Genomic DNA, 26,210 nt, shown 5'->3' with positions numbered 1-26,210 from the left:
AATTTTACAGATAGAATTAAAAACAGCCTAGAACCTTGTAATTACTGGTTCTTCGGCTGTTTCTGATTGTCAAAAGGTTGTAGTCTAATTCATCGATTCATTACCTTCCTCTACCTTTGAAATTTGTCGGAATGCAACTTCAACCCGATGAATATTTCTATTCTCATTTCTTCTAAAACGAATGGTGGTATTCTGGTCCCTCATGGATGTTAAAAACTGGTCATTCCCAATTGGTTTAAGTACTTTAGTAACAAAGCCAGGAATTGCCACATACAACTCATCATTTTCTAAATAAAACGAGCTTGTCATGCCATCGTTTGCCATGAAAGTTCCTTCAAACTCTTTTAAGCTTTCACATGGTATGTCGACAATCTCGACATCTAAGTGTGAAGCATCAGCAAGCTTTCCTAAGTAACTAGCAAATGCACTAAATAGAAGTTTGGAAGACGGCGCTTCTGCAAGATTTGCAAGCGATATTCCGGTTAATCCGCGTTCTGGAAGAATACCTATTTGAGCTGTTACCCCTTTTATATCACCCCCATGGTGAATGAGCTTATATCCAAAGAAATCTGGAATAATCATGACGCCATATCCGTAATAAGTGTCATGTGAGCATTGCATGTACGGCGTCGTCATAACCTTCACACTTTCAGCGGATAGGATTCTTGCACTTCCAACTTTTCCTTCATTCCGTATGATTTCCATAAATTTGAGCATATCATTCACTGTCGACTTTATAAAACCTGCCGCACGCATTGCTGGTGCATCCCATGGATGATTGGACCTCGCTATCATTTTTTCATCCTCATTAGTTTCCAAGACATATAAGACGGCTATATCTTCATATCCCTTCAAGTCCTCATATTGAAAAACACTATGGTGCATACCAGCAGGGTTGAAAATATTTTCTTGCACATATTGTTCGTACGACATACCACTAACCGTTTCTATAATTGCACCTAAAAGGGCATAACCGTCATTGGAATAACTGAATTCTGTTCCTGGTTCCCCTAGTAATGTGAATTCAGTTTTAGCAATAGCATCCATTAAATCCCCATGCGTATCAATTGTATGAATCGAATCTAATGGATTTCCTTGCTCTGGATCTACTATAAAAGTTGGATCACTTTCCATACTTTTCTTTACTGCGCCCATTAAAGTAGCTAATGGTGGAATGCCTGATGAGTGTGTCAAAAATTGGTGTAGACTTATTTTTTCGGATTGTTCTTCATTAGGCGTCTTAAATTCAGGTAAATAGTTACTGACAGGGTCATGTACGTTAAGCTTCCTCTTCTCCTGTAACTGAAGAATAGCAATCGCTGTAATGGCTTTTGTTATAGAACCTACCCCAAAAACAGTATCCAAAGATAACGGTAGCTTCTCTTCACTGTCGCGGAATCCAAACTCTTTCTTATAACCCAATTCACCATCTTCGGCTATTCCCATTGCAAACCCAGGTACGTTGTATCTTTTCAAAATGTCATCAAAATATTGTTCGAATTCGTGTATCTCCGTTTCTTGTTTCATAAAGTAATCCCTACTCTCTTTTTGTTTGAATGTCTTTAGATACACTTTAATCCTCTCAGGTCGTTTATACACCCTCCGCTAGTTTGGTATTATCTACGACTTCAGACCGATATTCTTATTTGTTATATTGCAAACGAAATTCTTCTTGACAACGTACAGCATTTATGAGATTATAAACGTTGGTAGTAAAAGAAGTAACAGATAAGTGATCTGGCATTCTACAATGTTTATCGAAGATGCTTATTCACACTGGCGCGACTAAGGGGTCGCAAGGACATAAGAGCAGGTAGGGCTTATGTTGCTTAAGTTAGAGAACACCCAGTGGAACACGTACCGCGGTTAAGTGAAATTCTAAAAAACCTTATAAAGGTTTTCGAATTATAAAGGAAGAATATATGGCTTGTAGCCTAAATACGCCTGGAAATCGTATGTTTTCCGAGGTTATAAAAAGAATTTCCCACCCGATCTATTCGGGGTTAATAAAAATTTAAATCTTATGTGTTACTTTGTAAATCAAAGGGGTACTCTTACTAGTGAGTACCCCTTTTCCAATCTTACATAAAATGAAAGAAGGTTTGCTAATGAGTGATTTACCTATAGGTACTATCCAAACAATGGTAGTACTTCGAAAAATTGATACGGGTTATGTCCTGCAAAAAGATCTAGAAGAAGCATTGTTGCACCACAATGAAACGGAAACAGAGCTTGAAGTTGACCAAGAAGTAGAGGTCTTCCTTTACCAGGATAAAAAAGGAAACACGATAGCTACAACAAAACTCCCTTCTATTCAAATGGATGAGTATGGCTGGGCTGAAGTGGTAGAAGTGCTTGCTAATCTTGGAGCTTTCGTTAACATTGGTACAACAAAGGAAATACTTGTTTCCAAAGATGATCTCCCCCTGTTTGAATCCGTATGGCCCGAAAAAGGAGACAAGCTTTTTGTTACACTTGGCAAAGACCAAAGAGACAGATTACTTGCCATCCCTGCAACAGAAGGTGTGATTGCTCGTGAAGTGGAGCTTGCTCCCGACGAATTGTTAAACCAACAGGTTTCGGGAACGGTGTATCATACAAGCAGAGAAGGAGCAGCTTTCCTAACAACTGAAGATTACCGTGGATTTATCCATTACACAGAACGAAAAACAGAGCCGCGCCTAGGTGAGTTTGTAACCGGTCGTGTTATTGAAGTAAGACCTGATGGCACATTAAATGTTTCGCTTCGCCCGTTAAAGCAAGATAGCATGGGCGAAGATGCGGATGCAATTATGGAGCGTCTTGAGCTTAGTGGTGGCGTCATTCCATTTGGTGATAAAAGTGATCCAGAAGATATTCGTGGAACCTTCCAAATAAGTAAAGCAGCATTTAAGCGGGCGCTTGGAAAGCTTATGAAAGAAGGAAAAGTTGAACAGCGTGACGGTAGTACGTATTTAAAATAATGTAGAAAATCCACCTAGCTCTATTGCAGGTGGATTTTATTATTCTAAGGCAAGTATTTCTTTAACTTTTCATCCCATCCAGTAAAAAGCATCACTGCGGTTATCGGCAGTGCTACTGTTACGAGGAAAGGTACTGATGTGGCATTAGAAGACCCGAGGAGGAAAGTAATTAACAGTAAGATCAACACGAATCCGATGTAATGCTTTAAGAATAGCTTGAAGCAATTTTCTTCATCCTTATAACCCCTCTTCCATTTAGTATCGGGATATCAAACTGGTTTTCTTCTATAAAAAAAACCGTAGAAAAGCATTGCTCCTCTACAGGTTCCTTGGTGCGATCATTTTCTATGCCTCTGCGTTTGCAGACGAATCTAGTATAGTTGTGATAAGGATGCCAGCTGCTGCTGCAAATAAGAATGCGATTCCCCATCCACCATAGCCTAGTCCCATAATGTCTGCTTTACCAGCAAGTGCGGCTAGCACGATAAATACCCCACCAGCAAGTGCAACAATAAAGCTTGGGAAATATCCAATATATTTATCTTTTGATACCGCTTTAGAAATAAACAAACTAATCGCGACAAGGATTGCAGCCGTGACGCCTCCAATAGTTAGAACAGTTTCTATCATCTTTTCACCCCATGATTTATGTATAGTAAACTACTTACAGTCTACAAGTGAACAGTTGGAAAGTCAATTGCCGGAAAGATAGTCTAGTTAACTATCTTTCTTAATCATACACTACTCTTCCTACCTGTCCATCTTCTAAGCGAACCTTTATTCCATGTGGATGAAACGAGGATTTTGTTAATAAATCTTTTACAATCCCTGCGGTTCGATTTCCTGATCTTTGATCCTTCTTTAAAATGACCTCAACTTCAAGTCCTGGGTATATATTTTTACGATGTCTTCCATCTATTTGCATTTTAATAGCTCCTCCTACTGACTTCGCTCCATTATATAATAATTTTATTTAGAGAAAAAGGATTCTCCCCTTTTATGTCGAATATTAATAGGATAAAGGAGGGTCATCATGCAAACTTTTGAAAATTACACTTATGAGCGACCAGATATGCCAGCAGAAAAAGAGAAATTCAACGTGTTATTAAACAAATTCAAAGAAGCTTCTTCCTATAAGGAAGCTACAGAAGCGATCGAAGCAATTAATAAGAGAAGAAATACATTAGCTACCATGTTCAATCTTGTCTACATACGTGCTTCGATTGATACAAATGATGCTTACTATCAAAAAGAGCGGGACTTTTTTGACGAGGTAAGTCCAGAGATATCTGAAATGGCAACAGCTTTCTATAAAGAATTGGTCTCCTCCCCTTACCGAGAAGAGTTGGAAAACCAATGGGGTTCTCAGCTATTCCAAATTGCCGACTACCAAATTAAATCCTTCTCACCTGAAGTTATGAATCTATTGCAGGAGGAAAACAAATTATCATCCAGCTATTCCAAGCTTGTCGCATCTGCGGAAGTAGAATTCCAAGGTGGAACGTATACCTTAGCACAGCTGGGTCCTTTTGCAGAGCATAAAGATCGCGCTGTACGTAAAGAAGCAATGAATGCGAGTGCTGGTTTCTTTTCAGAACACGCCGATAAATTTGATGAGATTTACGACAAATTAGTAAAAGTACGTCACGAAATCGCCGTGAAATTAGGCTATAAGAACTTTGTTGAACTTGGCTATGTACGGATGCAGCGAATTGATTATAATGCAGAAATGGTAGACGTCTTCCGTAAACAAGTTCGAGATGTCATTGTACCACTTGCTTCTAATCTTTATAAAAAGCAGGCCGAGCGAATCGGAGTAGATAAGCTGAAATTCTACGATGTTAATTTTGACTTTAAGACAGGGAATGCCACACCAAAAGGGTCTCCTGAATGGATCATCGAAAACGGGAAACAAATGTACAAGGAATTATCTGATGAAACCAATGAGTTTTTCCAATTCATGCTTGATCGTAATTTGATGGATCTAGAGGCGAAAAAGGGAAAAGAAGCTGGTGGATATTGTACCTTAATCGAGGACTACCAAGCACCATTTATCTTTGCTAATTTCAATGGCACATCTGGTGATATCGATGTCCTGACACATGAAGCAGGCCATGCATTCCAAGCGTATTCCAGCAGAAATATCGGAGTGCCAGAGTATTTGTTCCCAACATATGAATCAGCGGAAATCCACTCCATGAGCATGGAATTCTTTACATGGCCATGGATGGAGTTATTTTTCAAAGAGGATACGGAAAAATATAAATATGCACACCTGGCAAGTGGACTACACTTTATTCCATACGGTGTTGCTGTAGATGAATTCCAGCACCTTGTTTATGAGAACCCAGAGTGGACACCAGATGAGCGCAAGCAGGCTTGGAAAAAGCTAGAGGAAACATACCTTCCGCACATTGATTATGATGGAAATGCTTATTTGGAAGCTGGCAGCTATTGGCAACGTCAAGGCCATATCTATGATGTTCCATTCTATTATATTGATTACACATTGGCACAAATTTGTGCATTCCAGTTCTGGAAAAAATCTAGAGAAGACCAAAAGCAGGCATGGGAAGATTACCTACATCTTTGTAAGCTTGGTGGATCTAAATCTTTCCTTGGTCTCGTCGAAGCTGCTAATCTAAGATCACCATTTGAGCAAGGTACAGTGGAAGATACAGTTGCTGTTATCGAGGATTGGCTTGAAAGTGTGGACGATAAAGCGTTATAGGTTATAATGTTTCAGAAATAGTTAAGCAAGAGCCGAATGGTTATTTTCTATCCATTCGGCTCTTGCTATCTTTGAAAAGCCTATTAACTTACAGACAGCAAGTAGAAAGCTTCCCCTTCCATATTTATTAATTCACCGTTCCTGTCATATTTACAGGTGTGTTTTGCTTAACAAATTTCGTAAATACATAACGTACGATCGGGCCCATGATGATAAGCTGTAACGGTAACGCCATGATCAAATTCTTTAAAGCAATCGAAGCATAGTTTACCCATAAGGATGTTTCGCCTAAGCTGTCCATGACCGCCGCCGTTATTAACCCGTAAAGCGACATACATAACACCATTCCAAATACCATCAAGACAGTCATCGTCAAAATTTTATAAATGGGTTTGTCTTGTTTGATAGGTAGTGAAAATGCGATTTTCCGCGCAACAGGCCCCACAATAAATAAATCTAAACTGAATGCAACGATAAATCCTAATAGAAGATTTATAATAATTCCAGTCACTGGTATGGCGCCAAACAGTTCCTGTAAGAATAAATTATAAAAGGTCATCACAATAACCATCCCAGAACACATCATTAAACCAAAATAGAAGCTTTCTTTTTTTGTTGTCGGCATTCTTTCCTCATCCCTTCTCTATAAAATGTCTAGGTTCACGCTCCAGAAACGCTACGCTTTGCCAAGAACACTTCGTTATTATATAGGTTTTAAAATTTCTTCATAAGTGAACATTTTGTGACAGTTTTATATTACCAAGAGAAGTGATGTTTGCCTGTCTCATTCATAACGTATATCATTGGACAATTTCTCTAGAAGTGACCAATCTTGTATTTGAATAAAGTGCCTGTCTTTTGTGATAATCTCCCTTTCAATAAGAGAATGAACTACTCGGTTAAGATGGCGATAGGTTGTACCAAGTAAACCGGCTATTTCTTGCAGATTTGTAGTCTTCAATTCTAAACCAAAGGGATGATCTGCATCAGCAGCTAGGGTGGACAAAAGATAACTCGCAAATCTATTTTCCACAGATGCTAATAAATTCACACGCGAAGCTGTCGTACAGGTTTGTAGCTTGTAAGCTACATGATCTAATAATAAGTGCAGAAGCTTCGGGTTGTCCTGCTCGTACTTTTTTATATAGTCTCGTGGTAAGCCAATTAGCAGGGTTTTCTCCACTGCCTTGATCTGTGATTGAACAGGTACGTTTCGAATGAGTTCAATGTCGCCAATAATAGAAAATGGCTGAACAAACCGCAAAAGCAATGATTTTCCTGTAGCGACACTCGAAGTTACTTTCACTTTTCCATCCACTAAAAATAATAGTGATTCTAATTCTGTACCTTCATGCAAAATGACTTCATTTGCATCATAATATTGGAGAGAAAACGGTGGCTTTTTTTCCAGGTCCACTATTTTGTCTAGCTCATAATTTTGTAAGGCTGTTTGCAGTAGCTTTTCGTCTTGAATATTTTTCATTGTAAACCCCTTTTTAGGACATATGTCCTTCCCATTATAATACAACCTGATATGATGGAAACATTAACATGATTATGGGGGAAAATTTTATGAAATATGTATTTGATTTGGATGGAACCATTTGCTTTAGGGGGAAGCCTGTTTCAGAGGCCCTTTTGGTTGCATTGGAGAAATTAGTAGAACAAGGGCATGAGGTGATTTTTGCTTCCGCAAGACCAATTCGAGATATTCTCCCCGTCTTACCGGCACGTTTTTCTCACTACCCTATGGTCGGTGGCAATGGTTCGCTCGTTGCCAGAAACGGGGAAATCCTTTCAGCTGTGTCGTTTAGTGAAGAAACACTTGCTAAAATCCTAGCCATTATTAACATTAATCAGGTTAGTTACTTAATAGATGGAGAGCGGGATTACGCTTATACAGGACCTGCTAACCATCCCATCTTAAAAAATTTAGATACACAAAACCGCGCAGAAAACGTTCCTTTAAATCAGCTACTATCTATTGTAAAGATTTTATTGTTCGCGTCTGCAGATATAGAGACTATGGAAGAAAAGTTGAACTTATCAGATGTGGTGGTTAACAAACATGGAAATGAAGGAATTTTAGATATTAGTCCTAGTGGTGTTAATAAGTGGCGTGGATTGCAACAGCTGGGAGTAGCAGACGGAGAGTACATTGCATTTGGGAATGATGTGAATGACATTACGATGTTCCAACATGCTTTACATACCGTAATGGTTGGCGAAAATACGCAACTAGCCCCGTTTGCATCGGAAAACCTGTTGGTGCCAGAGATCGAAATCCTGTTGCCGAAAAAACTACAAGAATTAAGTGAGAAGCAGACAACAATAAACATATAACCAATTCATGTTAATAAAGCTTCTTTCTGTTATTCTGCGGGGATTATCAACGTTATTCACATCTTCACACTAGAAAAAGCTTAGAGAAGTTTTTCCTCTAAGCTTTTTATAATTCGTTCCACTTTTAATTACAACAATACTTTATCACTCTTTTACTTCAATAAATTCAACATAAGTATCGTTATTTAATGCAGAAAATAGATTTTTAAAATGACTTACTGCATCCGCATTCGTCATTTCAAAATCAGCATCACTAATTTCTGCTGCGTACGTACTGAACTCTTTCTCACTTTCTTTAACTTTAAAGCTTAGTTTTAATATTTCATTGTCATTTTTAAAATGAAGCAAAAGTACATTGTCATTTAGTTCATATGTTCCCTCTCCGTTTTGAATAGAGCTCGTGAACGTATTTCCATCTAAAAATTCTACTGTCAAAAGAGACGCATATTTATCAGGATCATCAGCATCCCCCTCTGTTGACATGTTTGGATCCAGGGATGGATAACCAAGTTTAAAGGTTTTTCCAGCTAATTCGTCGTTACCGTTACAAGCTGAAAGTAAAAGTACAAGAAAGAGTGATATTAAAATGAATCGCTTTTTCATCATGATCGCCCCATTTTTCTTAATATACAAAATAGTTTTATTACTTTATATACGAACGAAAACAGGAGAAAGTTTCACTCTATTGAACATTAGTTAAAAGAATAAGTAAAAATGTGATTTAGTTGCTCTACCTCTCCAGTATAATCGTTATGTTGGGATTGGAGATGTTTAATTTCCTCACCTATATGAAAAACTATGGTAGAATTTCCTATATAAAGTGAAACTTTAATTAGTGGGGATTTTCATTCTTCCCCCAATGATTGTTAGTTGAACGAATCGGGTTGTTAGCGTCCGTTTATTCACACTTAAAACATCTCTGTTTTACCTAGGAGTTTTACGGACGGTTGCACCGAGATAAACATGTATAGAAGAAGGAGAGCCAGATGACATATAAACTATTATTCCTCGATATCGATGGAACCATTTTAAAACCAGATCACACATACAGTGCATCTACTAAAGAAGCAATTGCAGAAGTAAAAAAACAAGGGGTGGAAGTATTTCTGGCAACAGGAAGACCACTCCATGAAGTAAGAGAGCTTGCAGAAGAATTGGACGTACAATCTTTTGTTGGGTATAACGGTGCTTTTGGAATATACCAAGATGAAATCATCATCAATGAACCTTTAAAAGAAAGTACAATTAAAGAATTCCTTAGACTAGCCAAAGAGCATAATCATGAGCTTGTTTGCTATACGTCCGAGAAAAATTACTTTACATCTCTAACCCATCCAAAGGTGCAGCAATTCATCGATATTTTTAATCTGAAATGGAATGAAGCTCTAACAGAAGACGTAGTAAGTGGTATCCTTGGTGCTACGGTCATGAATTTGAAACCTGCAGATGTAGCATTATATGAGGAAGAAGCAGATATCCACTTGTCCCAAGTTAATGTGGAAGACGTTAAGCATGGCTATGATATTATTCGAAAAAGTGTTAACAAGGGGGTTGCCGTACAACGTATTATGGACCGCTTAAATATAAAAAAAGAACAGACCATTGCATTTGGGGATGGGATGAACGATAAAGAAATGCTCCAAGCGGTTGGTGAAGGTTTCGCAATGGGAAATTGTGCGCCAGAACTTCTACCCTATTCGAAACATCAAACTACCACGGTAACGGAATCAGGGATTGCAAACGGACTAAAACAACTTGGATTGCTGAAATAACAAAACGGGGCTGTGTCATCATTGACACTCGCCCCGTTTTACTTTGCTATAGCAGAAAACCACCATATATCAGTGCCCCAGCAATAACAAATGCCGGATGGACTTTAAGTCGTTCAATCAGGATATAGCTAGCTCCAGTTAAAAATACCGTCTGCCAAATGCCGACTCCTTCATACGATTCGAAGAAAAAACGCCAAGCCATGACCCCTAGTAAAATTGCGATAACTGGCCTCACAAATAAGGTAAGCCTTTTTACCTTTGGGGAATCCTTGTATTTAAAAAGGATGCGCAATAGGAGGATCATTAAAATTAGTGATGGTGCAACAGCTGCAAAAACGCCCACCACTGCACCAAGTATCCCCCCTACATCATAGCCAATATAGCCGGCGAGCTTCGTGGCAATCGGCCCCGGTAATGCATTCGCAAGGGCGAGCATTTCACTGAATTCCTGAACACTCATCCATGCAAAACGACCGACCACTTCGTTTTCAACTAGTGGAATAGATGCAGGTCCGCCGCCATACCCTAGGATACCTGGTATGAAAAAGGCAATAAAAATTTCCCAGTAGATCATGAAGGATCACGCTCCTTCGCACCAGCGCCTTGTTTCGGTTTATCTTTTATAAGCAAGGCAATCGCAAGCAAGCTGGCAATGATAATACCAGGGTGCAAGCCAACGACCTGAATAAGTACAAATAGGATAACTATCATGATCGCCGTTTTCACCCAACCCAGCCCACTGCCTGATTTCGCAATAAACTGCCAGGTGAGAACTGCTAGCATCATACCTACAACAGGGATGACCGCTGCTGTCATTCCCTGCACCCAATCATAGCCTTTAATAGAGGAAAGCGAGCCAAGTAATATGATCATGAGAATAATCGTCGGCACTATAGTCGCCACCACAGCATTTAGCATCCCCCATATACCTGATACTCGGTAGCCAATATAGCCTGCCAATTTCGTAGCAATTGGTCCAGGTAGTGTATTTCCCAATGCAAGCAGATCACCAAACTCTTCATTATCCATCCACTTATATTTCTCAATTACTTCCTTTTGGATTAAGGGAATGGAAGCAGGTCCGCCACCATACCCAAGAATCCCCACTCGAAAGAAAGCTATAAATAAATTCCAATGTGTTTTCATACGTCACGAACCTTTTCAACATAATAAAGTTACGTTTCTCTTTTGTCAGGCCTGGTTTACTCCCAGTCCCTTTCGCATTCTATGCTTACCAGGCGGAAACACTGCCGTCTGTACGTGATTCTGTACCGCCGATTAAAATACCGGTCTCTGGATCACGCCAAATAATTTGCCCTCTTCCAAAGCTATTTGGCTCAAGCTGTATGTGTATTCTGTGTCCCTTATCTGCAAGCCCTTGTGCGAGATGGTGCGGGAAGCGATTTTCGACCTCCACTTGCTTTTCCTTTAACCACTGCCAACGAGGTGCGTCCAAAGCCGCCTGTGGGTTCAAATTAAAGTCAATGGTATTCATCATCACTTGCACATGGCCCTGCGGCTGCATAAATCCACCCATAACACCAAATGGTCCAACAGGCGAATCATCCTTCGTTAGGAAGCCTGGAATAATCGTGTGGTACGTTCGTTTTCCACCTACCAATGCATTTACATGGTCAGGGTCCATGGAAAAATTATGCCCGCGATTTTGCAGTGCTATTCCCGTTCCTGGTACCACAAGGCCGGAACCAAAGCCCATATAATTACTTTGTATAAAGGAAACCATATTTCCTTCCGCATCTGCTGTTGCTAAGTAAACAGTACCGCTGCTGTTCGGCTCCCCCGCTTCAGGTAACAGTGCTTTATCTGTAATGAGCTTCCTGCGTGTTTCCGCATAAACTTCACTTAGAATGTCTGTTGTAGTATGATGCATCGCATCCTCTTCTGTCACGTGTTTTTGACCATCAGCAAAAGCCAATTTGATTGCTTCAATTTGTTTGTGATATGTATCTACAGATTCTTTTTCGTTAAAGGTAAAACCTTTAAGTATATTTAGTGCTTGCAGGGCAATAATTCCCTGGCCATTTGGCGGGATTTCCCATACATCATAGCCTCGGTAATTCACTCGAATTGGATCTACCCAATCTGGTTTATATGCAGCTAGGTCGTCTGCTGTTAAAAAGCCTCCATTTTCCTCAGAGAAAGCTGCAATTTTCTCAGCAAGCTCTCCTTTGTAAAAAGATGCTCCTTTTGTTTCCGCAATAGCACGAAGCGTATTGGCATGATCAGGCGAAGACCAGATCTCTCCTATTTTTGGAGCACGGCCTTTAGGCGCAAAGGTTTTGAACCAATTCTCAAATACTTCATCCGTTAATCTTTCTTTAAAAACTTCATATCCACGGGCCCAAAACTTTCCTAAAGTTGGCGATATTGGAAATCCTTCTTCGGCGTACGTGATGGCTGGTTCTAGAACCTCGGTTAAAGGTAGCTTACCAAATCGCTCTGATAGCTCAGCCCAAGCGCCTGGAGCACCAGGTACTGTAACAGGAATCCAACCATGTGTAGGGATTGTTTCATGCCCCTTCTCTTTTACTGCATCAATTGAAATATTTTGTGGCGAACGCCCACTGGCATTCAGTCCGTGTAGCTTCCCTTTTGTCCAAACAAGGGCAAAAGCATCTCCGCCTATTCCGTTTGAAGTAGGTTCTACAACAGTGAGACATGCTGCAGTGGCGATTGCTGCATCAATGGCATTACCGCCTTTTTTTAATATCTCTAATCCAGCCTGTGAAGCAAGAGGCTGTGATGTTGCCACCATTCCATTCTTTGCATATGTCGCATGCCTTGTAACAGGATACGGGTAGGATGGGTTTGTGAATGAATCCATTTTTTTCGCTCCTTCGTTGTCTGAATTATAAAAACATCATACGTAATGCACAGCAATTTGTCAACACAATAAGAAGGTGATAATATGTTTATACTTACATTTAGATTTATGATTTTAACATATACTTTCATAATGTGGATACAATGGAGGTTCAATGATGAAATATGATGATATTGATAAAAAGCTTTTGGAGGAACTAACTGAAGACGGCAGGTTATCCTATGTCGAACTGGCAGAAAAGGTCGGCCTCTCCCGTGTAGCTGTTAAGGACCGTATTCAAAATTTGAAAGACAAGGGCGTCATTGAAAAATTTACTGTCGTCATAAACTCAGAAAAATTTGGTAAGAATGTTTCTGCCTTCTTTGAAGTAGATGTGGAGCCCAAACAGCTGCAGCAAGTCGCACAAAATCTTGCGGATAATCCACACGTTGCAAGCATTTACCAAATGACTGGACCGAGCACCTTACACATGCACGTCCTCGTGGAAGACTTTCAAAAGTTGGAAGTGTTTATAAATGAAGAGCTATACGCCGTTACAGGCATCACCCGTGTTGAGAGCTCTGTTATCTTGAAGCGATTTAAGAGCAGGACTGGGTTTAAGCTTTAGAGTTGGTTGAGTTGAAGCTCGAGAATGGTGCGGGCGCGACTTTCTCTGGCTGGCGCGCGACTTTCTTGGCTGGCGTGCGACTTTCTCTGGCTCTCGCGCGATTTTTCATGGCTGACGCGCGACTTTCTTGTGCTGGCGCGCGACTTTTCATGCTCTCGCGCGACTTTCTCTGGCTAGCGCGCGACTTTCCTTGCTGGCGCGCGACTTTTCCTTGCTCTCACGCGACTTCCTGTCCTGACGTAAAAAACCAGCATTCAGCTGGTTTTTTACCAATAATAGAGTGTAGAAAGAATAGCGATCCCCATGAAAAAAAGGCTAGAAAATATACTAATGGTGTAGTGTTCCTTTTTACGAAGAATACCTGTGTCATAAGCCAAATAGGTTGTTGTCGTATGTATTGGCAGAACCATCATGCTGCCAATGATTAAAATGATAAGAAACGCAAGTTGAATTGGCGGCAATCCGATCAGCTCCGAGTACGACATGACGATCGGGAAAATCACAATTACTGCAGACGATGGGACGACAAAGAAAAAACGAAGTACAAATACAATGAGTGCAATGATCACTACCTTTATAACAATCCCCGCATTATCAGGAATCAGTTCAACCAGCATCCCTGCCAGCTGCTGAGCAGTACCATTTGCCTCAAGAACGTAGCCCAGCGAAAAGGAAGCACCGAGTAGTAAAAAATTTTCCCAATCAAAGCTGCGTATTGTACGATTGGTGATCAGCCCTATCCTAGGCAACGAATAAAACACAATTAGCAACATAGGTGGAAGTAACAGGGGAACTCGATTTTGATCGGTTACAATCCACGTCAGGATCATAAGTACAAATGCACCTGTCACAATCCAGAATGTACTATTAATTCCCTGGGTCTCTATTTCTTCGTGCTTGGGTATTGGTTCCTTATCTTCTGTATTTCCAACCCTCTTTAAGTAGTTCCAAACTAAAAATGCAAGGATAAATGCCCCAATCCATAATGGAGGTGCAATAAATAGAAACCAGTCCATCCACCCAAGGTTCGCAATTTGATAATCTCGAATTAACTGTGAGGCCAGAATTGGAAAGCCACCACCAGTATAAATGATCATGGTAGCGTTCTGATTCATCATGCCTATTACATAAATACAATACTTCTGGAAAACACTCTTTTCTCTGAATCCGTAAAAGCGATTTAAGCTTACCGTTACTGGCAGCAGCATCTTAAAGCGGGCTACTGCTGAGGGCAGAAAAATAGGCAAAACTGAAATGAACAGTGGCATTCCAATAATGACAAATGACGGCCCTCCTCTGCTGACTTTTAACAAAAATCCCGCAATAACACGATCCATTCCTACTTTTACAAGAGACTTGCTGATCAACGATAGCATGAAAATAAAATACAGCGCAGGTGAAAGAAATCCGATTACGGCTTCTTCCATGGTATCGACCAAGCCGAGTAAAAGTAGCATGGCGAGAATAAGGATACTGCTGGCGCCTGTCGGGATCGGAGCTGCTACCCATAAATAAATGGCGAACAGAAGCAGTAACAATGTTCGCAGTTGTTCTGGGGTGAACTCTCTCCATATCCCTGCATTCAACAAGCCGAACAGGGCAATCGCGGTGATGCATAACAAACTGTAACGAACGATATTTTTAAACAATAGCATTTCTCGTACCCGCATATACTTACGCTCTTCTACTTCGGATAACACGAATCAATGGAAAAACGAAAGAAAGCATGGCAACAATTAACAATGTTAACGCAATTGGATCTTGGACAAATACCGTAAGACTACCATTGGAAATGGTTAGGGACTGCCTAAATGCCTGCTCCATCATGCCACCAAGAATAAACGCGAGAATAAACGGTGGTGCCGGAAATGAAAACAATCTCATTACAAAGCCGACGACCCCAAAGAGCAATAACATATACAGATCAAATGTATTAAAACTAATGGCATAAACGCCGATGATACTAAACATGATCACAAGGGATATCAATAACGGCCGTGGTATTTTTAATATCTTTGCGAAATACGGAATGAGAGGCAAATTTAAGATCAGCAAGAAGACATTCCCTATGTACATACTTGCAATAATACCCCAGAAAATCTCCGGCCTATCCGTCATTAACAGTGGACCTGGCTGTACACCTAGCACAAGAAAGGCACCGAGCATCACTGCAGTTGTACCAGACCCAGGAATCCCCAAGCTCAATAACGGTACAAACGCTCCACTGGTTGCCGCATTATTGGCTGTCTCTGGGGCAGCCAGTCCTTTGACGGATCCTTTGCCGAATTCTTCAGGATTCTTTGATAGCTTCTTCTCCGTAATATAAGAGATAAAAGATGCTATCGTAGCACCAGCACCTGGCAAAACGCCAAGAATAAATCCTAGAAAAGAGTGGCGTGTTACCGGGCCGCTCATGTCTTTGAAATCCTGTTTACTGAGACGCATACTTCCCAACTTATGTGCATTTTCCTGTGAAAGATCTTTTCGTTTAATAATTAGCGTACAAACCTCCGCAAGTGCGAAAAGTCCGAGTGCAATGACTAAAAAATCAATTCCTTCTAATAGGTTTACATTCCCAAACGTAAACCGCTGTGTTCCTGTTTGTGCATCAATACCAATTGTGACAATCATAAATCCCGCCACAGCAGATATAAGTGCTTTAATCGTACTACCTTCAGACAAACTTGAAATAGCTGTAAGGCCCATCAGCATTAGGGCGAAATAGGCAGGTGGACCAAACGAAATTGCCACACTTGAAAGCATGGGAGCTAGTAGCATAAGCAGAATAACACTAACCGTACCACCAATAAACGAACTGATCGCCGCTATGGCCAATGCTTTTCCGGCTTTTCCCTGTTGTGCCATCGGATAACCATCAAATGCGGTTGCCACTGCTCCAGACACACCTGGGGCATTTAATAAAATCGAGGATGTTGATCCGCCAAATATAGCTCCATAGTATACACCTGCCATCATAACTAACGCAGGCGCCGGGTCCATTCCAAACGTAATTGGAATCATGACCGCGATGGCACTTATAGGGCCCAACCCAGGCATCATTCCAATAAAAGTACCTACAAAAACACCAATCATAACAAACAACAAGCCTTCCAAACTGAAAGCCACTTGAAACCCTGCTATAATTCCTTCTAATGAACCCATCTAGATTCCTCCTTAAAACGGCCATAATCCTTGTGGCAGACTTATGTTAAGAAACTCTGTAAACATCCCATACATACATAACGGAAATAGGATAGACACAAGGGCATTGCTTAGATGTTTTTTATACCCTAGAAACCACGAACAAAAGAAAATAAACAACATTGTCATTAAGACGAAACCCATTAATTCCAAAAAAAGAATATACACAAAAATAAAGGAAAAAACAGCAAGCAGTGCTCTTATATCCTTCATAGGGATTTTTCTTCTCGCCTTCTGCTCTTCTGTTTCCGAGTCTTTCGAAAAATAGAGGCAAGATGCCAATAGGATTAAAAGAATGCCAAGTGTGATGGGGACTATATCTGCATCAACTGGCACATAGGCATACGAAGGAAGCTGAAATGCGAGAATCAAATAACCAATCCCAACGGCTATTAAAACTAAACTAATTCGTTGATTCACTGTTTTTAACATGCTTACACCACCTGGTTTGTGAAATAGATAGAAGTCAATGATCTAAAGACAATCACTGACCTCCCTTAATATGAATTGCTACTCGCCAAGTCCTAATTCATCAAGTAATGATTGTATTTCTCCCTTTTTTTCATCAAGGAATTGCTGGTATTCCTCACTATTCATGTACATTTCGTCCCACCCGAACTGTTTGCGTATATCTGCAAAGGCCTCTGAATCGCTCAATTCTTTAAACTTTTCTTCATAGTAGGCTACCGCCTCTTCATCCATGTTTGGTGGTCCAAAGAATCCTCGCCAGTTAACAAACGTCGCATCAATCCCCTGTTCTTTAGCTGTTGGGAAGTCTTCCAACACTTCACCTTCCAGTCTTTCCTCTGAGGTTACCCCAAGAACTTTGATTGTCCCCGCTTTGACTTGCTCTACTGTTTCAGAAACGCCAGTGGAGAAAACATCCACACTTCCATTTAAAAGTTGAGTCAAACCGACTCCGTCTTGGTCTGATACGTATTTAATTTTTGTCACGTCAACCCCTGCTGCCTTGGCAATTTGAACAAACTGAATGTGATCCATACTTCCTGGTGACGATGTTCCAACCACTGTTATACTGGAAGGGTCTTTCTTCATATCATCAAATAGTTCATTTAAGTTGTCCCATTTGGCATCTGCCGCTACTGCAAATGCTGCATAATCGGCTATCACGTTAGCAATCGGAGTAAAGTCTTCATGACCATATTCCGATTGTCCATTTAACGGGATAAAGAGAAGTGGCGGGGAAGCAACAAACATATTGTATGGACTTCCCTCTTGCCCAGCTACATAAGCCCAACCGACTGCACCGCCACCACCGGCTTTGTTAACCACACCAATATCACTGTCTATGATTTCTTCTTCCGTAAAGACCTTTGCTGCCATTCTGGCTGTAGTATCCCAGCCCCCACCTGCCCCAGCAGGTGCGACTATCTCAATTGGCTTCTCAGGTTTCCATTCTTTGGACCCCTCTGTTCCACTTGCCTCTTCATCGCCTCCAGAACAGGCTGCTGAAAAGATAAGTAGCATGACAAATACGACGCCTATAAAAACCTTCTTCATAAAATTTCCTCCTCTTTTAATCAAAAAATTCACATAATTATTACTTACCACTCACTATAAAGTAGGATGATCCTAATGTAACCGTTTCCAAAATAATGGGTAATAAGTTTTTTCTATACGTTTTGGTCATTTTGTTCATGGGTCTGTGAGGGAAAAATAAGTCCTGGTGATGCAACATAAAAAAAGCGAACACGATAGTATTCGCTTCAGGGTTAGCTTAATTAAGCCAGCCAATATAATAAGCTTCCAACGGACTGTTAATTAATTTGAGTGGTAAGGTAAATATTCTTCGGCGTGATGATTGTTCCTTTCTAATGACTACTTTTTAACATGATATTTTCTTTCTGGCCTTCCTACTACGCCATATTCCAATTCTGCTTTGATCTCTCCCTCGGTGATAAGGTATTCGAGATAGCGCCTTGCAGTCGTTCGGGAAGTGCCAATTTCCATACCCATTTCTTCTGCAGTTACCCCGTTGTTTAAAGTATGTATGCGTTGCTTTATCTTTTCTAGTGTAAGAGGGTCAATACCTTTTGGTGTTTGCTTTTCCATAATTGACACGCTACTTCCATAGCCGAAATAATCATCAAGAAAACTCTGGTCCAACTCCTTTTGTGCTGCAAGTTTCCCCTTTACTTCTTTGTACCGTTCCATTGTCTCCATGAATCGCTCCAGTTTTACGGGTTTCATAATATAGTCAAATACCCCGTTGCGTAACACTTCCCCTACGATTTTCGCTTCGGTAGCGGCAGAAATCATAATAATGTCCAATTGTTTGTTTAAGGATCGAATGGTTTGTAGCAGTTCTGACCCTAAAATATCAGGCATATAAATATCTAGCAGTACAAGATCTATTTTCTCTCTTTCTATGATTTCCAAGGCTTCTTTCCCATTTAGCACTTTTTCGACTACTTGTACCCCCTCTACTTTCTCTAAAAATTCTTCATGGATACCGGCAATCCGGTAGTCATCTTCCACAATAAGTACATGTATCATACGGCTCCCCCCTTTTTTCAACGGTGAACACTAGGAATGAACACAGTAAATACCGCTCCCCCATTCGGTTGCGTGTGCACTTCCAAATGCCCTCCCAAGTCTTCTACTGTTTCTTTTACGATGGCTAGCCCATATCCATGTGCCTGTTCATGATGTGTTTTTGTAGTGTATCCCTGCTTAAAGATCCGGTCTATATTTTCGTCAGGAAGACCTGGTCCATTATCCGCAATCTCAAATACGATGTCTTCTCCCAAATCGGTTGCAAAGAAAACGATGTGTTTTTCTGTCTGGTCTGCTACCGCTTCCAGGGCGTTATCGATTAGGTTTCCCAATATGGTTATAAGCTTAGCAATATCCACCTTTTCGGGCAATGGTTCGAGATAACTGTTTTCATCGATTTCAAACGTTACCTTTTTCTCTGAAGCTTTTCCGATTTTCCCAAGTATTATGGCTTGTACGGTACGATCATTTATCTGGTCAAGCAGTACTTTATGCTGGTTTGCAGCGAGCTGTGACTCTTTTTGAATAAGTTCAATTGCGTCCTGGTAGTGACCAAGCTGTAACAATCCTGATATAACATATAATTTGTTAGTATATTCATGGGTTTGCGCACGAAGATCTTCAGAGTATTGTCTGACCTCTGATAATGTATTAATCATCTCATTTAATTCTGTCTTATCCCGAAAACTGGAAACTACTCCTACCACCTCATCACCATCTATGATAGGGGTGCGATTAACAATGACCTGCCGTTTATTCAGTACAAATTCTTCATCTTGCCCAGTATTGTTGGAAAGCAACACATCATACATTTTCGTATTTGGAAAAACATCCTCAATTTGCCTACTTTCCATATCTGCTTGTAAACCTAATATTTTCTTTGCTGAACCATTCATCAAGCTTATTTTCCCTGTCTTATCCATCGCAATAATCCCTTCTCTAATACTGGAAAGAATTGCAGTTCTATCTCGGTACAAGGAGGCAATTTGATGTGGCTCCAGTCCTAGCGTATCCTTTCTTATGTTTCGAGCTAGCGCGATACCTCCACCTATACCAATGAGAACGACGAAGAGAGAAGCTCCGCTTATTTTCACCAATTTGCTAAATATCATGGAACGAATATCCTCCACCATAAAGCCAACTGAAACAATTCCTACAACTTCTCCCTCGTCATTAAAGATCGGTGCTTTTCCCCTTAATGATGGACCAAGACTTCCTATTGCTTTTGAGGTATAATACTCTGCATCTATTAAGGCCCGGTCATTATCGCCCCCGACCATTTTTTTGCCAATCTTTTCGATATCAGGATGAGCGACGCGGACACTTTCTTTATCCCCAACCACGATAAACTCTGCCCCAATAAACTTCCTAATTTCTTCTGCTATGGGTTGGATAATGTTCGCGGGGTTTTCGTTAGCAAATGCAGCTTTGACGGAAGGCATAAAAGAAAGAGTAGTAGCAACTTGTAGCGCACGCTCTCCTACTTGCTCCTCCACATCCTTCGATTCAAAATAGGCATTAATCGCGGTTAACAAAAGTGTGACCAACATAATCAGAGTGATAATAAGCACTAGGACCTTTGTTTGGAGAGAAAACCTAGGCATAGACATTCCCCTTTCTATGAGTCTATATCTACTTGCAATTCATCTATGTAATCGCTTTATCATATCATGGTGAATGTATACTGAAAAGTGACTATTTTAATGAAAAATAGTCTGGTAGTATTGGCTGGAAACGACTAGAATTTTTTAGAGAAAACGAGTTTTCAGTGTTTTTTTATCTAAAAAAAGGTATCAGGTCTCCCTGATACCTTTTCATTATGCTGACTTTTTCCAGCTTGTAATATCTTCTTCTAATGGTATGTTGTTTCTCCGAGCCTTTACTGCTGCAAAGAAGAAGGTTATGACAAGTGCGATCGTAATAATCGTTGCGCCGATATATGAAATATTCATCGGTAAGCGGAAGCCTATTGGAGCATTTAGTATATAGGTCATGGTTGCCATTAGCATAAACGTACCTGGAATTAAGGCAATCCAATAATTCTTCTTGGCAATGAACAAATACATGGATCCGACAAACAAGGCGATTACTGCTGTTGACTGGTTTGCCCAAGAGAAATAGCGCCATAACAGGTTAAAATCAATTCGGGTAAGGGCAATCGATATAGCGAATAATGGAAGTGCGATCCACAGACGATTGATTATTTTTTTCTGTGGGAAACGAATATAATCTGCAATAATCATACGTGCGCTGCGGAATGCTGTATCTCCTGACGTGATTGGCAGGATAATAACTCCAAGTACTGCCAACGTACCACCAATAGCACCAAGCATTAAGGTAGAAGCTTCACTTACAACAGCTGCTGTTCCGCCATTTGCAAGCAGTTCGTTTAGGCCAACTGGTCCGTCGAAAAGACTCATGGCTGCTGCTGCCCAAATCATGGCGATGATTCCTTCTGCGATCATCATGCCGTAGAAAATTTTACGACCTTGCTTCTCCCCTTTTGTGGTACGAGAAATGATTGGCGTTTGTGTTGCATGGAATCCAGAGATAGCTCCACAGGAGATTGTTAAGAATAACAATGGAAAGATTGGTGCATTATCCGGATGGAAATTTGCCAATGTAAGTTCCGGGATTGGAGCACCTGTTACAATCATTCCAACTGCCACGCCGATTGCACTAATTACGAGCAAGGCACCAAAGATTGGGTAAACTCGTCCGATAATTTTATCAATTGGTAGCAGAGTTGCCAGTAAATAATAAACAAAAATGGCGCCGATAATATATCCTAGTGCAACCCAGCCATTCATTAGATTATAAAGTAAATCTGCTGGTGCGGTTACAAAAACAGTAGCAACTAATAATAGCAACAACACAGCGAAACCGTTTACAATATGTTTCATAAATCTACCTAGAAATTTTCCAGCAAGCTCAGGTAAATGGGCTCCCCTGTTTCGGATGGAAATCATTCCTGTTAAGTAATCATGTACAGCTCCGGCAAAAATACAGCCCACCACGATCCATATGAAAGCAACTGGTCCGTATAATGCGCCCATTATTGGACCAAAAATCGGACCAACACCAGCTATATTTAATAATTGAATCAAAGAATTTCGCGGTGTACTCATTGGCATATAGTCTACACCATCACCACTTGTGTAAGCAGGTGTAACCCTCTCCTCTTTCACTCCAAATATCTTTTCTACTATTTTTCCATACGTGAAGTACCCTATAATTAAAAGTAAAATACCAGCTAAAAATGTATACATAATATTTCCCTCTCTTTCCGATGTATGCGATTACATACAGTGTAAGACATAAACCAGTGAAAGGGCTTTATTCAGCGTAAGATGTTACAAAGGGAGGTTGAAACGCATTAGCGGATAATCAAGATGCACAGCTAGTCTCACAGTTCCAGCTTACTGCGAAGTGCTTTAACATAGTTACGACTCACCGCTAATGCTTCTTCTTTCCCTTCTAACTTTAATTGGTAGGCACCATTAAACCATGGTGTCAGCATTTTTACATAGGCAAGATTCACCACATAGCTTTTATGTATACGAAAAAATTCAAAACCAGCAAGCCTTGCTTCCAAATCTTTTAAGGTGGTACGAACGTGGTATTCCTTATCATCTGTTAAGATCTTGGTAAACTTTTCTTCACGGGACAAATAAAGAATATCGTCTGGATTAAGATAATGAATTTCCCCATTCGTTTCAATCGACAGCTTTCCTTTCGCTACTATGGTCTGCTCATCGGCAGTAAACAACCGCTTTTCCACACGGGAAATCGTTTCCTGTAGCTGCTCTTCTTCATAGGGTTTTAATAGATAATCAAGCGCCTCAAGGCGAAAAGCGTCTGCCGCAAACTGTGGGTATGCTGTTGCAAAAATGATGAGCGGTGCTTTCTTTAATTCCTGTAATACTTTGGCCGCTTCCATCCCGTTCATTTTCGGCATCTCGATATCTAGAAAAACAACGTCTGGCTTCAAGGTAAGACTCTTCACAATCGCATCCTCTCCCGATTCCGCCTCCCCTACTACGCGAATATGTTCAAAGTCACCTAACAGGTGGACTAGTTCCTCGCGTGCGTAGCGCTCATCATCCACAACGAGTACATCAATTTGTTTCATTCATTCATTCCCCCCATTCCAATTGGCAGATTTAAGCTAATTCTAGTACCATGACCTGGCTTGCTATCTATTTGAATGCCTGCCCGCAACCCAAACGTCATCGTTAATCGTCTGTTGACATTATACAAACCAATACCTGTCCCTGTTTCGGATTCAAGCTGTGTTTCGCCTAAGTTCTTTAGCTTGCTCTCTTTAATCCCTACCCCATTGTCTTCAACTATAATGACGATCCTGTCCTTTTCTCGCTTAATGGAGATATGGACAAGTGCGTCTTTTTCCATTTCCTTAATTCCATGCTTGACCGCATTTTCGACTAGTGGCTGCAGTGCTAAAGGTGGAATATTGTTATCAAGTACCGATTCGTCGATGTCGTAGGTGACGTGTAATTTGTCTACAAACCTCGATGATTCGATTTCCAAGTATGCCTTCACATGCTCCAGTTCTTGTCTTAAGGAAACAATCTCAGCGGTCGTTCCAGCTAGGTTTTGCCTAAAGAAATGGGAAAGAGACATTAAAAGCTTTCGTGCCTTTTTTGGATCGGTACGAATTAAGGATACAATGATATTTAAGGAATTAAACAGGAAATGTGGGCTAATTTGCGCCTGTAATGCTTTAATTTCTGCCTCTTTTGCTAACTGGTAAGCTTTTTCGGTGTCTGCTAGCTCTACCTGTGTACTTAACAAAGAGCTGAGACCAGAGATAAGCTCCAAATTTACATTGGTGATGTGTTTTTCCGACTGGAAATAGACCTTCAGTGTTCCGATAACTTCATTACGGCTTTTTAATGGCGCCATGACGACGGCACCGAGCGGACAACCTTCCACACTGCAATGAATTGTTTCATCATTGGCGACGACAAGTTTTCCATGCTGAATTACCTCTTTTGTGAGTTTCGTGCGAATCGGTGTATTTGCTACATGGTGATCACTTGCCAGTCCGACATGCGCCAAAATAAGTTCCTTGTCGGTAATCGCAACGGCACTCGGATTTATTTCTTTATATAAAATCGAACAGACAGCTAATGCCGATTGGTTGGTCATCCCCTGCCTCAAGTAACCGATCGTCTGCTCAGCAATGCGCAACGTTTTTTGAGCCTGCTCGGCGCTTGCATTTTCTTTTTCTTTTACAACATTTTGCACAATTAACAAGAAAATTGCTGTCCCAAGGCCGTTTGCCAATATCATGGGAATTCCAATGATCTGTACTAGTGTCCACGCCATCTCAAATGGTTTGGAAAGAATTAAGATAATAAGCATTTGAACCGACTCTGCAAGTGCGCCAATCAAAAATGCTGTTGGGAGCTTTAAATATTTCCCTTTCTTTCTGAAGTAACCAGCCATAGCGCCAGCAATGACACTGGCTAAACTACAGGAAATAGCAGTAAAACCGCCGAGCGTTAGGCGGTGGATCCCTGCTATAAGTCCAGCTCCTATTCCTACTCGATAGCCTCCTAAAAGGCCAGCAATGACTACCCCTATCACACGAGAATTGGCGATTGCTTCCTCTGCAGCGAGATCCATTGTGACACTATTAAATAGTAGAGTCCCTGTGTTAAGGGCCACACCATAATACGTTCCCATAATGCCAAATAACCCAAAAAAGAGAATGGCAGTAAACTGCTTTCTATTATTTAGCTGATCTTGATGAATCATGTCCTGGAAAAAGCGAAAACGTGTCAGCACAAAAGCAACTGCTACCAAAATACCAATTCGCTCTAGCATCGTTATGAGTAAATCAATCAATGCTCGCACCTCACTAAACATCCGTAAAATAAATTCTTAGCTTATCATATCACATTATCAAATACGATCTTAACAAGCAGCGACAAAATGGTATCATGGCATTAGGAAAATTTATCCGAGGAGGTGTAATTGTATGAAATTATTTAGCGCTATTTTTTTCAGTAGCATTTTAGGGTGGATCTTAATCCCCTTTAATGTATTTGGTATCGCAATTGCATTTGGCATTATCGCAGGGTCGCTATTCTATGGTAATAGTCAGTTACTATCTATTAAAGAAAAACTAACAATGATTAGTAAACACCTTGATTTAAAAGAGGAAAAAGTTGAGGTGAGTGATGAAGAGATTGAGAGAGAATTAGAAAGTTTTTCTAAGAATAGAGGATGATTGATGAAGTGTTTTCCTCCAGAAATCTAATGATGCACTATACCATTCAATTAATTTGAATTGTAGAAAGAAAGTGAATAGAATAATACTATAAATTGCATACGCTGGGGGAGCATTTTCATGATCATTCGAGAAATAGAAGTAAAAGATAACCAAAGAATAGAACATATTATCAAACGTTCATTAGAATCATTAAATTTAGACATTCCGGGAACAGCCTATTATGATCCACAACTAGCAAGCTTGGCGCAATTTTACCAGCAACAGGCAAAGGCTAATTATTGGGTTGCTGTCAATGAACAAGACGTGGTCGTCGGTGGTGTTGGCATTGGTCCATATGGACAGTCCGCAGACGTGTGTGAACTTCAAAAGCTTTACATCGCACCAGAAGCTCAAGGAATAGGACTCTCAAAAAAGCTGATGGGCGTGGCCCTTACATACGCGAAGGAACATTATTCATATTGTTACTTAGAAACATTAGATAAGCTCGAGGTAGCGAATTCCTTATACAATAAATTAGGCTTTGAGCTACTTGATAAAGCACTAGAGGGATCTGATCATGATGCAATGGATGCTTGGTATATAAAAAAATTGAAATAAGAGGGATGAATAATGAATAAGTATTTAAAAAATGTGCTGGCTATCGTAGTAATTTCTGCTTTGTTACTATTTGTATTTAATTACTGGCTTGGTATTAATCTAATTGGACAAGTCATTATTCTGTTAGTTGGGATTTATGCAACTTATCTAAATATACACGCGCTAGTGGTGGAAAAGAAAGATTCCAGAATTGGATAGGATCCAATAAGAAACATGTCATTTTTGGGAAAGGATTTTTTACTTTCCTGTTCGTGCCAATATCCTTATATTTGATAGAAACGCTTGAACTAGACCCAAAACTTCTTTATATTTGGCTAGTAATTATGGCTAGCATAACCATTATAAATGGTATCCAGGTTAGAAAGTTTATGA

General features: G+C 40.4%; 26 protein-coding genes. 8 read left to right on the top strand and 18 right to left on the bottom strand.

Translation table 11 applies throughout. The features are described from left to right. Window positions 1-84: 84 nt before the first annotated feature. On the bottom strand, window positions 85-1,527 hold the full coding sequence (locus ACTWPF_RS05955; protein ID WP_443148666.1) for a serine hydrolase domain-containing protein: 1,443 nt from the start codon (window positions 1,525-1,527) through the stop codon (window positions 85-87). A 581-nt stretch (window positions 1,528-2,108) separates the two neighbouring features. On the opposite strand from ACTWPF_RS05955, the gene ACTWPF_RS05950 reads away from it, so the two are divergent. Then, window positions 2,109-2,963 carry a CvfB family protein gene (locus tag ACTWPF_RS05950; protein WP_119577441.1) on the top strand — a complete coding sequence of 285 codons (855 nt, stop codon included), beginning with the start codon at window positions 2,109-2,111 and terminating at the stop codon, window positions 2,961-2,963. 345 nt (window positions 2,964-3,308) lie between these two features. On the opposite strand, the gene ACTWPF_RS05945 is transcribed toward ACTWPF_RS05950, so the two are convergent. Both ACTWPF_RS05945 and ACTWPF_RS05940 read right to left on the bottom strand, forming a co-directional pair. Then, window positions 3,309-3,593: a hypothetical protein gene (locus tag ACTWPF_RS05945; protein ID WP_106897455.1), complete on the bottom strand. Its 285-nt coding sequence runs from the start codon at window positions 3,591-3,593 to the stop codon at window positions 3,309-3,311. A gap of 100 nt (window positions 3,594-3,693) precedes the next feature. Further along, window positions 3,694-3,888, bottom strand: coding sequence for a YwbE family protein (locus tag ACTWPF_RS05940; protein WP_182858811.1), 195 nt, complete (start codon window positions 3,886-3,888; stop codon window positions 3,694-3,696). Window positions 3,889-3,996: 108 nt separating this feature from the next. Here ACTWPF_RS05940 and ACTWPF_RS05935 point away from each other — a divergent pair, with 108 nt between their 5' ends. After that, window positions 3,997-5,694, top strand: coding sequence for a M3 family oligoendopeptidase (locus ACTWPF_RS05935; protein ID WP_443148665.1), 1,698 nt, complete (start codon window positions 3,997-3,999; stop codon window positions 5,692-5,694). 127 nt (window positions 5,695-5,821) lie between these two features. On the opposite strand, the gene ACTWPF_RS05930 is transcribed toward ACTWPF_RS05935, so the two are convergent. Further along, entirely contained in the window at window positions 5,822-6,319 is a 498-nt protein-coding gene (locus tag ACTWPF_RS05930; protein WP_443148664.1) for a hypothetical protein, read from the bottom strand. A 159-nt stretch (window positions 6,320-6,478) separates the two neighbouring features. After that, entirely contained in the window at window positions 6,479-7,177 is a 699-nt protein-coding gene (locus ACTWPF_RS05925; protein ID WP_443148663.1) for a Crp/Fnr family transcriptional regulator, read from the bottom strand. Window positions 7,178-7,266: 89 nt separating this feature from the next. Between ACTWPF_RS05925 and ACTWPF_RS05920 the strand changes: the two genes are divergently transcribed. Then, a complete protein-coding gene (locus ACTWPF_RS05920) occupies window positions 7,267-8,037 on the top strand; it encodes an HAD-IIB family hydrolase (protein WP_443148662.1) in 771 nt (256 codons plus the stop codon). A 144-nt stretch (window positions 8,038-8,181) separates the two neighbouring features. Here ACTWPF_RS05920 and ACTWPF_RS05915 read toward each other — a convergent pair whose 3' ends face one another. Then, window positions 8,182-8,640, bottom strand: a complete 459-nt coding sequence (locus tag ACTWPF_RS05915) for a hypothetical protein (protein ID WP_443148661.1) — start codon at window positions 8,638-8,640, stop codon at window positions 8,182-8,184. A gap of 383 nt (window positions 8,641-9,023) precedes the next feature. Here ACTWPF_RS05915 and ACTWPF_RS05910 point away from each other — a divergent pair, with 383 nt between their 5' ends. After that, window positions 9,024-9,809, top strand: a complete 786-nt coding sequence (locus ACTWPF_RS05910) for an HAD family hydrolase (RefSeq protein ID WP_443148660.1) — start codon at window positions 9,024-9,026, stop codon at window positions 9,807-9,809. 46 nt (window positions 9,810-9,855) lie between these two features. On the opposite strand, the gene ACTWPF_RS05905 is transcribed toward ACTWPF_RS05910, so the two are convergent. The 3 genes from ACTWPF_RS05905 to ggt all read right to left on the bottom strand — a co-directional run bounded on the left by ACTWPF_RS05905 (window position 9,856) and on the right by ggt (window position 12,654). Next, window positions 9,856-10,383 (bottom strand): chromate transporter, encoded by a 528-nt coding sequence (locus tag ACTWPF_RS05905; protein WP_036575376.1) that lies wholly within the window; start codon window positions 10,381-10,383, stop codon window positions 9,856-9,858. After that, window positions 10,380-10,955, bottom strand: coding sequence for a chromate transporter (locus ACTWPF_RS05900; RefSeq protein ID WP_443148659.1), 576 nt, complete (start codon window positions 10,953-10,955; stop codon window positions 10,380-10,382). Before ACTWPF_RS05900 ends, ACTWPF_RS05905 begins: the two co-directional genes overlap by 4 nt. A gap of 85 nt (window positions 10,956-11,040) precedes the next feature. Beyond that, the gene (gene ggt / locus ACTWPF_RS05895) at window positions 11,041-12,654 is read right to left on the bottom strand and encodes a gamma-glutamyltransferase (protein WP_443148658.1); all 1,614 of its coding nucleotides are present in this window, start codon (window positions 12,652-12,654) and stop codon (window positions 11,041-11,043) included. A 157-nt stretch (window positions 12,655-12,811) separates the two neighbouring features. Here ggt and ACTWPF_RS05890 point away from each other — a divergent pair, with 157 nt between their 5' ends. Further along, window positions 12,812-13,261: an Lrp/AsnC family transcriptional regulator gene (locus tag ACTWPF_RS05890; protein WP_036575383.1), complete on the top strand. Its 450-nt coding sequence runs from the start codon at window positions 12,812-12,814 to the stop codon at window positions 13,259-13,261. 266 nt (window positions 13,262-13,527) lie between these two features. Here the strand turns inward: ACTWPF_RS05890 and ACTWPF_RS05885 are convergent, their stop codons facing one another. From ACTWPF_RS05885 to ACTWPF_RS05845, 9 genes are all read right to left on the bottom strand, one after another. Beyond that, a complete protein-coding gene (locus ACTWPF_RS05885; protein WP_443148657.1) occupies window positions 13,528-14,931 on the bottom strand; it encodes an SLC13 family permease in 1,404 nt (467 codons plus the stop codon). A gap of 4 nt (window positions 14,932-14,935) precedes the next feature. Continuing rightward, window positions 14,936-16,423 (bottom strand): tripartite tricarboxylate transporter permease, encoded by a 1,488-nt coding sequence (locus ACTWPF_RS05880; RefSeq protein WP_443148656.1) that lies wholly within the window; start codon window positions 16,421-16,423, stop codon window positions 14,936-14,938. Between the two features lie 12 nt (window positions 16,424-16,435). Next, window positions 16,436-16,894 (bottom strand): tripartite tricarboxylate transporter TctB family protein, encoded by a 459-nt coding sequence (locus ACTWPF_RS05875; protein WP_443148655.1) that lies wholly within the window; start codon window positions 16,892-16,894, stop codon window positions 16,436-16,438. Window positions 16,895-16,972: 78 nt separating this feature from the next. Next, entirely contained in the window at window positions 16,973-17,983 is a 1,011-nt protein-coding gene (locus ACTWPF_RS05870) for a tripartite tricarboxylate transporter substrate-binding protein (protein WP_161464549.1), read from the bottom strand. Between the two features lie 318 nt (window positions 17,984-18,301). Continuing rightward, window positions 18,302-18,979, bottom strand: coding sequence for a response regulator (locus ACTWPF_RS05865; protein ID WP_058949198.1), 678 nt, complete (start codon window positions 18,977-18,979; stop codon window positions 18,302-18,304). A 17-nt stretch (window positions 18,980-18,996) separates the two neighbouring features. Further along, window positions 18,997-20,583, bottom strand: coding sequence for an ATP-binding protein (locus tag ACTWPF_RS05860; RefSeq protein WP_443148654.1), 1,587 nt, complete (start codon window positions 20,581-20,583; stop codon window positions 18,997-18,999). A 213-nt stretch (window positions 20,584-20,796) separates the two neighbouring features. Continuing rightward, on the bottom strand, window positions 20,797-22,248 hold the full coding sequence (locus tag ACTWPF_RS05855; RefSeq protein WP_161464483.1) for a carbon starvation protein A: 1,452 nt from the start codon (window positions 22,246-22,248) through the stop codon (window positions 20,797-20,799). Between the two features lie 137 nt (window positions 22,249-22,385). Next, window positions 22,386-23,111 carry a LytR/AlgR family response regulator transcription factor gene (locus tag ACTWPF_RS05850; RefSeq protein WP_106897472.1) on the bottom strand — a complete coding sequence of 242 codons (726 nt, stop codon included), beginning with the start codon at window positions 23,109-23,111 and terminating at the stop codon, window positions 22,386-22,388. Beyond that, window positions 23,108-24,853 carry a LytS/YhcK type 5TM receptor domain-containing protein gene (locus ACTWPF_RS05845; protein ID WP_443148653.1) on the bottom strand — a complete coding sequence of 582 codons (1,746 nt, stop codon included), beginning with the start codon at window positions 24,851-24,853 and terminating at the stop codon, window positions 23,108-23,110. The genes ACTWPF_RS05850 and ACTWPF_RS05845 overlap by 4 nt, the downstream gene beginning before the upstream one ends. Window positions 24,854-24,986: 133 nt before the next feature. Between ACTWPF_RS05845 and ACTWPF_RS05840 the strand changes: the two genes are divergently transcribed. The 3 genes from ACTWPF_RS05840 (at window position 24,987) to ACTWPF_RS05830 (ending at window position 26,036) form a co-directional block, all read left to right on the top strand. Continuing rightward, complete coding sequence (locus ACTWPF_RS05840) at window positions 24,987-25,238, top strand: hypothetical protein (protein ID WP_443148652.1); 252 nt, start codon at window positions 24,987-24,989, stop codon at window positions 25,236-25,238. Between the two features lie 120 nt (window positions 25,239-25,358). Then, entirely contained in the window at window positions 25,359-25,838 is a 480-nt protein-coding gene (locus ACTWPF_RS05835; protein WP_443148651.1) for a GNAT family N-acetyltransferase, read from the top strand. Window positions 25,839-25,850: 12 nt separating this feature from the next. Continuing rightward, entirely contained in the window at window positions 25,851-26,036 is a 186-nt protein-coding gene (locus ACTWPF_RS05830; protein WP_443148650.1) for a hypothetical protein, read from the top strand. The last annotated feature ends 174 nt before the right edge of the window (window positions 26,037-26,210 follow it).

Source organism: Oceanobacillus sp. M65 (assembly GCF_052246275.1).
Taxonomy (GTDB): domain Bacteria; phylum Bacillota; class Bacilli; order Bacillales; family Amphibacillaceae; genus Oceanobacillus_B; species Oceanobacillus_B jordanicus.
Note: the sequence above shows the minus strand (reverse complement) of the source record. Positions and strands in the feature narration are given on the sequence as shown.

What these genes read in the sequence shown, in the direction of transcription:
- ACTWPF_RS05955 (WP_443148666.1), bottom strand. Translation starts at nt 1,527, where the DNA reads ATGAAACAAGAAACGGAGATACACGAATTCGAACAATATTTTGATGAC.
- ACTWPF_RS05950 (WP_119577441.1), top strand. Translation starts at nt 2,109, where the DNA reads ATGAGTGATTTACCTATAGGTACTATCCAAACAATGGTAGTACTTCGA.
- ACTWPF_RS05945 (WP_106897455.1), bottom strand. Translation starts at nt 3,593, where the DNA reads ATGATAGAAACTGTTCTAACTATTGGAGGCGTCACGGCTGCAATCCTT.
- ACTWPF_RS05940 (WP_182858811.1), bottom strand. Translation starts at nt 3,888, where the DNA reads ATGCAAATAGATGGAAGACATCGTAAAAATATATACCCAGGACTTGAA.
- ACTWPF_RS05935 (WP_443148665.1), top strand. Translation starts at nt 3,997, where the DNA reads ATGCAAACTTTTGAAAATTACACTTATGAGCGACCAGATATGCCAGCA.
- ACTWPF_RS05930 (WP_443148664.1), bottom strand. Translation starts at nt 6,319, where the DNA reads ATGCCGACAACAAAAAAAGAAAGCTTCTATTTTGGTTTAATGATGTGT.
- ACTWPF_RS05925 (WP_443148663.1), bottom strand. Translation starts at nt 7,177, where the DNA reads ATGAAAAATATTCAAGACGAAAAGCTACTGCAAACAGCCTTACAAAAT.
- ACTWPF_RS05920 (WP_443148662.1), top strand. Translation starts at nt 7,267, where the DNA reads ATGAAATATGTATTTGATTTGGATGGAACCATTTGCTTTAGGGGGAAG.
- ACTWPF_RS05915 (WP_443148661.1), bottom strand. Translation starts at nt 8,640, where the DNA reads ATGAAAAAGCGATTCATTTTAATATCACTCTTTCTTGTACTTTTACTT.
- ACTWPF_RS05910 (WP_443148660.1), top strand. Translation starts at nt 9,024, where the DNA reads ATGACATATAAACTATTATTCCTCGATATCGATGGAACCATTTTAAAA.
- ACTWPF_RS05905 (WP_036575376.1), bottom strand. Translation starts at nt 10,383, where the DNA reads ATGATCTACTGGGAAATTTTTATTGCCTTTTTCATACCAGGTATCCTA.
- ACTWPF_RS05900 (WP_443148659.1), bottom strand. Translation starts at nt 10,955, where the DNA reads ATGAAAACACATTGGAATTTATTTATAGCTTTCTTTCGAGTGGGGATT.
- ggt (WP_443148658.1), bottom strand. Translation starts at nt 12,654, where the DNA reads ATGGATTCATTCACAAACCCATCCTACCCGTATCCTGTTACAAGGCAT.
- ACTWPF_RS05890 (WP_036575383.1), top strand. Translation starts at nt 12,812, where the DNA reads ATGAAATATGATGATATTGATAAAAAGCTTTTGGAGGAACTAACTGAA.
- ACTWPF_RS05885 (WP_443148657.1), bottom strand. Translation starts at nt 14,931, where the DNA reads ATGCGGGTACGAGAAATGCTATTGTTTAAAAATATCGTTCGTTACAGT.
- ACTWPF_RS05880 (WP_443148656.1), bottom strand. Translation starts at nt 16,423, where the DNA reads ATGGGTTCATTAGAAGGAATTATAGCAGGGTTTCAAGTGGCTTTCAGT.
- ACTWPF_RS05875 (WP_443148655.1), bottom strand. Translation starts at nt 16,894, where the DNA reads ATGTTAAAAACAGTGAATCAACGAATTAGTTTAGTTTTAATAGCCGTT.
- ACTWPF_RS05870 (WP_161464549.1), bottom strand. Translation starts at nt 17,983, where the DNA reads ATGAAGAAGGTTTTTATAGGCGTCGTATTTGTCATGCTACTTATCTTT.
- ACTWPF_RS05865 (WP_058949198.1), bottom strand. Translation starts at nt 18,979, where the DNA reads ATGATACATGTACTTATTGTGGAAGATGACTACCGGATTGCCGGTATC.
- ACTWPF_RS05860 (WP_443148654.1), bottom strand. Translation starts at nt 20,583, where the DNA reads ATGCCTAGGTTTTCTCTCCAAACAAAGGTCCTAGTGCTTATTATCACT.
- ACTWPF_RS05855 (WP_161464483.1), bottom strand. Translation starts at nt 22,248, where the DNA reads ATGTATACATTTTTAGCTGGTATTTTACTTTTAATTATAGGGTACTTC.
- ACTWPF_RS05850 (WP_106897472.1), bottom strand. Translation starts at nt 23,111, where the DNA reads ATGAAACAAATTGATGTACTCGTTGTGGATGATGAGCGCTACGCACGC.
- ACTWPF_RS05840 (WP_443148652.1), top strand. Translation starts at nt 24,987, where the DNA reads ATGAAATTATTTAGCGCTATTTTTTTCAGTAGCATTTTAGGGTGGATC.
- ACTWPF_RS05835 (WP_443148651.1), top strand. Translation starts at nt 25,359, where the DNA reads ATGATCATTCGAGAAATAGAAGTAAAAGATAACCAAAGAATAGAACAT.
- ACTWPF_RS05830 (WP_443148650.1), top strand. Translation starts at nt 25,851, where the DNA reads ATGAATAAGTATTTAAAAAATGTGCTGGCTATCGTAGTAATTTCTGCT.